The organism is Natrinema soli, assembly GCF_028618695.1.
The window spans coordinates 1-2,795 of record NZ_JAQIVI010000053.1 but is presented as its reverse complement, the minus strand read 5'-3'; the positions used below and the strand labels follow the sequence as shown (position 1 = coordinate 2,795).

At 63.0% G+C, this 2,795-nt stretch carries 3 protein-coding genes; 1 reads left to right on the top strand and 2 read right to left on the bottom strand.

Translation table 11 applies throughout. The annotated features are described in order from the left end of the window. Together PGX04_RS03350 and PGX04_RS03345 are read right to left on the bottom strand one after the other, a co-directional pair. The coding region (locus PGX04_RS03350; protein WP_273737215.1) for a sulfite exporter TauE/SafE family protein at window positions 1-512 on the bottom strand (512 nt) is incomplete at its 3' end. A 40-nt stretch (window positions 513-552) separates the two neighbouring features. Next, a complete protein-coding gene (locus tag PGX04_RS03345) occupies window positions 553-1,821 on the bottom strand; it encodes an NRAMP family divalent metal transporter (RefSeq protein ID WP_273737214.1) in 1,269 nt (422 codons plus the stop codon). 707 nt (window positions 1,822-2,528) lie between these two features. Here PGX04_RS03345 and PGX04_RS03340 point away from each other — a divergent pair. Next, window positions 2,529-2,795 (top strand): Ntn hydrolase family protein (locus PGX04_RS03340; RefSeq protein ID WP_465263788.1); only part of this gene is annotated, 267 nt, incomplete at its 3' end.

Here is a 2,795-nt window from a genome sequence, read left to right as displayed (position 1 = left end):
AGCACCGGCCCGCCGATCCCCAGCAGGCCGCTGCAGACGCCGAGGACGAACCCGAGTCCCGCCAGGACGATCCGGCCGGGTCGAGTCAGGGGCTCGAGGTCGTAGATCGGGCTGAACCCGCGGCGCTCGCGGTAACAGATGATCCCGCCGACGGCCATCGCGACGCCGCCGAGCAGGATCCCGAATACGGTGCGTGGAACGAACGTGTTCACGTACGCACCGACGAGCGCGCCGAGGATACTCGCACCGCTGAGGACGATCGCGATCGCGCGGCTCTCGCCGGTGTTCATCTCCCCGGAGTGGAGGTAGGCGGCGCTCCCGACGAGTCCAGTGACGACGAACGTGGCGTGAGCGGTGCCGGCGACCTGACTCGAGGGGAGCGACGTCAGGGAGTAGAGCGCGATCGTGACGAAGATCCCGCCCGGGCCGATGGTGGTGATGCCGATTCCCGAGAAGAAGGCGATCGAGACGAGCAACAGGACCAGCGAGAGGTCGAAGGGGAGCGCGAGCATATCTCGTATCGAGACGACTGGTCGGTTCCCGCTCGAGCCCTCAGAGGATGTTCACGATGGTTTCGTACAGCGACTGGACGGTCAGGAGGCTGCCGACGAGCAACACGAGGCCCGCGGCGATGAACGCGACGTTTTCGTACCAGTCGACGTCGTGGAACCTGTTGACGGCACCGATGAGCGCGAAGACGGTGACCGGCAGACCGATCGCGCCGTTGACGGCCGGCATGACGATCGCCAGTTCGACGGGGCCGAAGCCCGTATAGGCGAGCAGCGGAAGCGCGGTGATCGCCGAGAGGATGATCAGTGCGATGACGGTTCGACGGAACGCGGTGTCGCCGAAGACCGTGTCCCGACCGAGCGCCTGTGGTATCATGAACCCGGCACCGAACAGTGTCCCAGTGGCCGAGGAGATCGAGGCGAGGAACGCCGCGAGTATGAACACGACGAGCGCATAATCGCCGAGAATCGCCGCGAGCGGCTCTCCGGGACCTGTTAGCGTCATGGCGCCCCCGGAAAGGGTGACCGCCGAGACGATCATGACGAAGCTGCCGATGACGAGCGTCGTAGCGATTCCGGCGGCGTTGTCCCGACGATACTCCCAGATGTCGGTCCACTCCTTGGTCGGCTGGATGCTCGACTGGATGAAGAAGTTCGGCCAGTAGACCGTCGTGCCGAGCAAGGCGATCACTGCGGTGAGATACCCGATTTCGCTCTGTAGTATCGGCTGCAGGCCGGCAGCGACCGATTGCCACGGCACGTCGAGGCCCAGCAGCAACAGCCCGTACGAACTGAACACGGCGAACACCATCGCGGCGATCGCCGCTTCGATTCGATCATAGACCTTCATTTGCACGATGGCGATGCCGGCCCCTGCCGCGAGGACGATCCCGACGAGGACGTTGTCGAGGCCGGGAACGAGCCAGGCCAGCGCCGCACCGGCGACCGCGTAGTTCGAGACGGCCCACAGCCCGGACATCAACGAAATGCCGACGAGGAGCGTCGTTCCCCCGATCGGGAGCGCGTCCGTGATGTAGTCGGCGAGCGGTTCGTCTTCGGTCGCGAGTCGCGCGCTCATGTCGTGCAGGGCGATATCGACGAGGAACGCGAGCGGTAACACCCACAGCAGGGAGAACGCGAAGTTCGCACCCGTGTCGGCGAGGATATATACCGATCCCGCGCCGAACACGTTCGCAGCGAACAGCACACCTAACCCGTACCTGTAGAGCGCACCGTGGATCGCTTCGCCGCCGGGGACGACGTCGACGACCGTCGATGTCGACGTGGGTGCCGACGCTGACTGTTCGCTCACGCTCGCTCACCTCGAGCGGCGGATCGGACGTCGTTCGCGTCGGGACTCGGTGTCCACTCGGATCGCAACTCGAAGTCAGTACTCGATTCAGGCGGAATGATGGCGGACTCAGCTCTGAAACCGTTCGATAGATGAGAGAGCGCGAGTCCGCATTGGTGAATGGGTTCTATTTCCGTTTCGACAGGAACGCCGACTACGGTACTCTGTGTATGCATGTCTAGTGATTTCTCGAAAATCGAGAGGGTTGCCGACACCTCGAGCCCACGGGCGGCTGGGTTCTCGGGGTGGCTCGACCGATCCGCCGTCACCTGTGTACTGGAGTGCGAAATGCTGTACCGAAATCAACGGCAGTGATCCGTTTGAGTGGAAAGCTTGAGATAGCAGCCGACCGTTCATGTAGCTAGTTTGAATAATACTTCATTTACTCGAGTGGAATACACAAATCACGAGCGAAAGCCAGTGTCTCGGGGTATGTACGACGGAACAACGAGAATCGTCACCGAGCTGAACCGTCGGCAACCGTTGGGCGCTCCCCTCTCTGAACGACGGCTCACTGTCGACCACGAAATCTCGCTCCGCGCGATTCCAGCACTCGGAAAGCGTGCTCGGCACCACTTTCTTCGGGGCCCATGCCGAACGGCGAACAGACGAAGTTGCCTTCAGAAGAAGGCCTATATATGTCTATCCCTTACCCGAGGTGAAGACCAATGCAAGGACAATCCAATCAGCAGGCGTACGATCGGGGGATCACCATTTTCTCCCCGGACGGACGCCTCTACCAGGTCGAGTACGCCCGCGAGGCCGTCAAACGCGGAACCGCGAGCGTCGGTCTCCGCACGCCCGACGGCGTGGTCCTCGCCGCGAACCGGCAGGTTAGCTCGCCGCTCATGGAGCGCGAGAGCGTCGAAAAGATCCACAAGGCCGACGATCACGTCGGCATCGCCAGCGCGGGCCACGTCGCCGACGCCCGCCAG